Source organism: Actinomadura montaniterrae (genome assembly GCF_008923365.1).
In the GTDB taxonomy this organism is placed as follows: Bacteria; Actinomycetota; Actinomycetes; order Streptosporangiales; family Streptosporangiaceae; genus Spirillospora; species Spirillospora montaniterrae.
Window position 1 is genome coordinate 1 of record NZ_WBMR01000372.1, and the last position, 6,111, is coordinate 6,111.

At 76.5% G+C, this 6,111-nt stretch carries 3 protein-coding genes; all 3 read left to right on the forward strand.

The features are described from left to right. The first annotated feature begins 157 nt into the window (after positions 1–157). On the forward strand, positions 158–1,717 hold the full coding sequence (locus tag F9B16_RS48720; RefSeq protein WP_151547066.1) for a Y-family DNA polymerase: 1,560 nt from the start codon (positions 158–160) through the stop codon (positions 1,715–1,717). Positions 1,718–1,740: 23 nt separating this feature from the next. Next, positions 1,741–5,010: an error-prone DNA polymerase gene (locus F9B16_RS48725; protein ID WP_151547067.1), complete on the forward strand. Its 3,270-nt coding sequence runs from the start codon at positions 1,741–1,743 to the stop codon at positions 5,008–5,010. A 124-nt stretch (positions 5,011–5,134) separates the two neighbouring features. Continuing rightward, the coding region (locus tag F9B16_RS48730; RefSeq protein WP_151547068.1) for a serine/threonine-protein kinase at positions 5,135–6,111 on the forward strand (977 nt) is incomplete at its 3' end.

A 6,111-nucleotide genomic window follows, 5' to 3' on the forward strand; every position in this document is an offset into this window, starting at 1 on the left:
ACCTGTGGCTGCCCGCCGCCGACGGCACCGTCGAGCCCGCCGTGCCGGTGCGGCCGCCGCTGGAGATCGTCCCGCCGCCCGCGGTGAAGGACGGCGCGCCCGTGCACACCCGCCGCGACGGCGAGGCGGCCGTCGTCCGCATCCGGGAGGGGATCGCGTGACGCGGGTGCTGGCGGTGTGGTGCCCGGACTGGCCCGTGACGGCCGTCGGGGTGGAGGCCGCCACGGCGGGGGCCGTGGTGGTGCAGGGGCGGATCGCGGCGTGCTCGGCGGCGGCGCGGGCCGAGGGCGTCCGGCGCGGGCAGCGGCTGCGGGACGCACAGCGCCGGTGCCCCGGCCTCGTGGTGCGGGAGCGGGACACCGACGCGGAAGGGCGGCTGTTCGAGGCCGTGGTCGAGGCGGTCGCGGAGCTGACGCCGCGGGTCGAGGTGGTCCGTCCCGGGCTGTGCGCGATCGCGGCGCACGGGCCGGCGCGGTTCTACGGCGGTGAGGAGGCGCTGCGCGTCCTGGTGCAGGACACGGTCGTCGAGGCCGGGTACGACTGCGGGTCCGGGATCGCGGACGGCCTGTTCGCCGCCGAACTGGCCGCGCGCGCCGAACAGGGCGGCGTGGTGGTGCCGGAGGGCGGCGCGGCGGCGTTCCTCGCGCCGTACCCGCTGTCGGTGCTCGACCGCCCGGAGCTGGCCGACCTGCTGGCGCGCCTCGGCATCAAGACGCTGGGCGCGTTCGCGGACCTGCCGTCCGGGCACGTCGCGGGACGGTTCGGCACGGACGGGGCGCTGGCGCACCGGCTCGCGCGGGGCGAGGAGCCGCGCCCGATCGCCCCGGTCCGCGCGGCGGCGGACCTGTCGGTGCGCGCGACGTTCGACCCGCCCGCCGAGCACGCCGAGCAGGTCGTGTTCGCGGCGAAGCGGCTGGCCGACGAGCTGCACGAGGGCCTGGCCGCGGGCGGGCTGGCGTGCGTGCGGCTGGAGGTCGAGGCCGGGTTCGCCGACGGGCACGTCCTGCGGCGGCTGTGGCGGCACGACGGGCGGCTGTCGTCGCTCGCGGTCGCCGAGCGGGTGCGGTGGCAGCTGTCGGCGTGGCGGGACGGCCGCCCGGCGGCGGGCGCCGACCCGGAGGGCATCGAGGCGCCCGCCCACGAGGACGCCGTGTGGGGCGGCGTGACCTGGCTGGAGCTGGCGCCCGACCAGCTCGTCCCGGACGGCGGGCGGCAGGAGGCGCTGTGGGGCCGGACGGCCGTCACCGACCGCGTCGCCCGCGCCGCCGACCGGATCCAGGGGCTGCTCGGGCACGGCGCGATCACCCGTCCGGTGCTGGCGGGCGGGCGCGGGCCGGGCGAGCAGGTCGTCCGGGTGCCGGTCGGCGACCTGCCGCCGGCGGGCCTGCCGGACGGTCCGTGGCCGGGACGGCTGACCGCGCCCGCGCCCGCCGTGGTCCCGGTGGCGGCGGCGGAGGCGGAGCTCGTCGACGCGGACGGGGCGCCGGTGGTCGTGTCGGCGCGCTGCGCGGTGTCGGCGCCGCCGGCCGCGCTGGTGCTCGGCGGCCGTCCGGCGGCGGTGACCGGATGGACGGGCCCGTGGCCGGCGGACGAGCGCTGGTGGGATCCCGCGCACGCCCGCCGCCGCGCGCGCTTCCAGATCGTCACGGACGACGGCGCGGCTTACCTCCTGACCGCCGAAGGGCGGCGCTGGCACGTGGAGGCGACCTATGACTAGCCGCCCCTCGTTGGAGGTGTGCCGTGGGGTGGCATAACCCGGCGATCTCCTGGCGGGAGTTCGAGGAGAAGCTGTCGTGGCGGCCCGCCGCGCCCGCGCCGGAGGAGCCGCCGGACGAGCCGGGCCCGCCGCGCCGCGCGGAGGGCGGGGTGCCGTGGGCGGAGCTGCACGTCCACTCGTCGTTCAGCTTCCTCGACGGCGCCAGCTCCCCGGACGCGCTGGTCGCGGAGGCGGCGCGGCTCGGCGTCGAGACGATGGCGGTCACCGACCACGACGGGATGTACGGGGCGGTCCAGTTCGCGCAGGCGGCCAGCGAGTCCGGCATCGGGACGGTGTTCGGCGCGGAGCTGAGCCTCGGGCTGCCGGGCCCGCAGACCGGGGAGCCCGACCCGGCGGGACGGCACCTGCTCGTCCTGGCGCGGGGCCCGGAGGGCTACGGCCGGCTCTGCTCGGCGATCACGGGGGCGCAGCTCGCGGGCGGGCGCAAGGGCCGTCCGGTGTACGACCTGGACGCGCTCGCCGGTGCGCACGGCGGGCAGTGGGCGGTGCTGACCGGGTGCCGCAAGGGGCCGGTCCGGGCGGCGCTGGAGTCCGGCGGCCCGGACGCGGCCGAGCGGGAACTGCGCAGGATGATCGGGATGTTCGGCCGCGACAACGTGTTCGTGGAGCTGGTCGACCACGACCAGCCGGACGACGACGAGCGCAACGACGTGCTGTTCGCGCTGGCCGCACGGGTCGGCGTGGACGTCGTCGCGTCCAACAACGTGCACTTCGCCGCGCCCGGCGGTGACGCGCGCCTCGCGCAGGCGATGGCGGCGGTGCGGGCCCGCCGCAGCATGGACGACATGGTCGGGTGGCTGCCCGCGAGCGGCACCGCGCACCTGCGCAGCGGCGCGGAGATGGCGGCGCGGCTGGCGCGCTTCCCCGGCGTCCTCGAACGGACGGCGGAGCTGGGCCGCGAATGCCGGTTCGGGTTCGACGTGGTCGCGCCCCGCCTGCCCGACTGGCCCGTCCCGGACGGCCACACCGAGGCGTCCTGGCTGCGGCAATTGGTGAAGGAGGGCGCGCTCCAGCGGTACGGCCCGCCGGACGACGAGCGGGTGTCGGGCGCGTACGCGCAGATCGCCAAGGAACTCGACGTCATCGAGCAGCTGGAGTTCCCCGGCTACTTCCTGATCGTCCACGACATCGTGGAGTTCTGCCGGAGCAAGGGGATCCTGTGCCAGGGGCGCGGGTCGGCGGCGAACTCGGCGGTCTGCTACGCGCTCGGCATCACCGGCGTCGACGCCGTCCGGCACGGGCTGCTGTTCGAGCGGTTCCTGTCCCCCGGACGCGACGGCCCGCCCGACATCGACCTCGACATCGAGCACAAGCGCCGCGAGGAGGCCATCCAGTACGTCTACGGCAAGTACGGGCGGGAGTGCACGGCGCAGGTCGCGAACGTCATCAGCTACCGGCCGCGCATGGCCGTCCGGGACGCGGCGCGCGCGCTCGGGTTCTCCCCCGGCCAGCAGGACGCCTGGTCCAAGAGCATCGACCCGCGCGACCCCGTCGGGTCGGAGACCGACATCCCGGCGCCCGTCATGGAGCTGGCGAGCCGGATGCTGACGCTGCCGCGCCACCTCGGCATCCACTCCGGCGGCATGGTCATCGCGGACCGCCCCGTCGGCGAGGTCTGCCCGATCGAGTGGGCGACGATGCCGAACCGCAGCGTCCTGCAGTGGGACAAGGACGACTGCGCGGCGGCCGGCCTCGTGAAGTTCGACCTGCTCGGCCTCGGCATGCTCGCCGCCCTGCACGACTGCTTCGACCTGGTCGACGAGCACCACGGGCAGCGGCACGACCTCCAGTCGATCCCGCCCGACGACCCCGAGGTCTACGAGATGCTGTGCGACGCCGACACCGTCGGGGTGTTCCAGGTCGAGTCGCGCGCGCAGATGGCGACGCTGCCGCGGCTGCGCCCCCGCGAGTTCTACGACCTGGTGGTGGAGGTCGCGCTGATCCGCCCCGGCCCGATCCAGGGCGGGTCCGTCCACCCGTACCTGCGGCGCCGCAAGGGCCTCGAACCGGCGACGTGCCCGCACCCGCTGATGGAGCCGGCGCTGCGGCGGACGCTCGGCGTCCCGCTGTTCCAGGAGCAGATGATGCAGCTCGCCGTGGACTGCGCGGGCTTCACCCCGAACGAGGCCGACCAGCTGCGGCAGGCGATGGGCGCCAAGCGCGCGCCCGAGCGCGTCGAGCGGCTCCGCGAGCGGCTGCTGGACGGGATGGCCGAGCGCGGCATCCCCGCCGGCATCGCCGAGAGCGTCTACGAGAAGATCCTCGGCTTCACCGGGTTCGGCTTCCCCGAGTCGCACGCGCAGAGCTTCGCGCACCTGGTGTACGCGAGCGCCTGGCTGAAGCGCCACTTCCCCGCCGCGTTCACGGCGGCGCTCGTCCGCAACCAGCCGATGGGGTTCTACAGCTCGCAGTCGCTGCTGGCGGACGCGCGGCGGCACGGCGTCGTCGTCCGCGGCGTCGACATCAACGCCAGCGACGTCCACCCGACGCTGGAGGAGGCCGTCGAGGTGGCGTCGGACCATCCGCACGCGCCCGCCGCGCCGCAGCCCGCGATCCGCGTCGGCCTCGCCGGCATCCGCAACCTCGGCGACGACACCGCCGAGCTGATCGCCGCCGGACGCCCCTACACGAGCATGGAGGACCTGGCGCGGCGCGTCCCGCTGTCGGCCGCGGCGCTGGAGGCGCTCGCGACCGCCGGGGCGTTCGGCTGCCTCGGCATGACGCGCCGCGAGGCGCTGTGGGCGGCGGGCGCGCTCGCCGGCACCGGCCCCGGGCAGCTCGAAGGCGTCACGCCCGGCGCGGCGGCCCCCGCGCTGCCGCCGATGACGCCGATCGAGGAGACCCTCGCCGACCTGTGGGCCACCGGCGTCTCCCACACCCACCCCGTCGCGCACGTCCGCGAGGCCCTCGACGAGCTCGGCGCCCTGTCGTCCGAACGCCTCGCCGCGACGCCGTCCGACACCAACGTCGTCGTCGCGGGCCTCGTCACCCACCGGCAGCGCCCGCCGACCGCCGGCGGCATCGTGTTCATGACGCTGGAGGACGAGACCGGCATCATCAACGTCGTCTGCCCGCCGCAGGTGTTCCAGCGGCACCGCGGCCTCGCGGTCGACTCGCAGGCGCTGCTGGTCGGCGGGCGCCTCGAACGCGCCGACGGCGTCACCAACGTCCGCGCCACCCGGCTGCGCCGGCTGCCCGTCCCCGGCAGGGTCCGTGCCCGCAACTTCCACTGACGCGAGTCCGAACCCGGGCACTGCCCGGCGCGTCCGATCTGTGTCATCGTTGTCACGGAGAGGGTCGCGTGCCGCCGTTGGGGGCGGCCGCCAAGGCGCGGCTCCGGCGAAAGGCTGATCGCCGATGGAGAGCCCACTGTCGCGTCCGCGGGCCGCGGTGCCGGCGCCCCGCGAGCTCGAACCGGACGATCCGACGCGGGTCGGCCGGTACCGGATCGAGGCCCGGATCGGCGAGGGCGGGATGGGCGCGGTGTACCTCGGCCGCGACCCGGACGGCCGCGCCGTCGCGGTGAAGGTCGTCCGCCCCGACCTCGCGGGCGACCGGATGTTCCGGGCCCGCTTCCACGACGAGGCCGCGCACGCCCAGCGCGTCGCGTCGTTCTGCACCGCGCAGGTGCTGGAGCACGGCGACGACCTCGGCCTCGCCTACATGGTCACCGAGTACATCGAGGGCCCGTCGCTGCTCGACCACGTCACCGGCACCGGGCCGCTGTCGCCCGGGATGCTGCACGGCGTCGCCGTCGGCGTGGCCGCCGCGCTGGTCGCGATCCACAGCGCCGGCCTCGTGCACCGCGACCTCAAGCCCAGCAACGTGCTGCTGTCCATCTCCGGTCCCCGCGTGATCGACTTCGGCATCGCGCGGGCGCTGGACGCCGCGTCCTCGCACACCCGCACCGGGCAGGTCGTCGGCACCCCCGGCTGGTTCGCGCCCGAGCAGATCACCGCGCAGCGGATCACCACGGCGGTGGACGTGTTCGCCTGGGGCTGCCTGGTCGCCTTCGCCGCGACCGGCCGCAACCCGTTCGGGCAGGGCTCCTTCGAGCTGCTGGCGGCGCGCGCGGTGCACGCCGAGCCGGAGCTCGGCGCGGTGCCGGAGCCGCTGGCCCGGCTCGTCCGGGCCGCGCTGCGCAAGGACCCCGACCAGCGGCCGGCGGCCCGCGACCTGCTGCTGGAGCTGGTCGGCGGCGCCGGCGAGGCCGACGTGTCGCACACGCTCGGCGCGTCGTGGACGACCCCGCCGATCCCCCGCCCGGACGTCACGTCCCGCGACCCGGGCGGCCGCGCGCCGATCCCGCCCGTGCCCGGCGGGCTCCGGCGCCG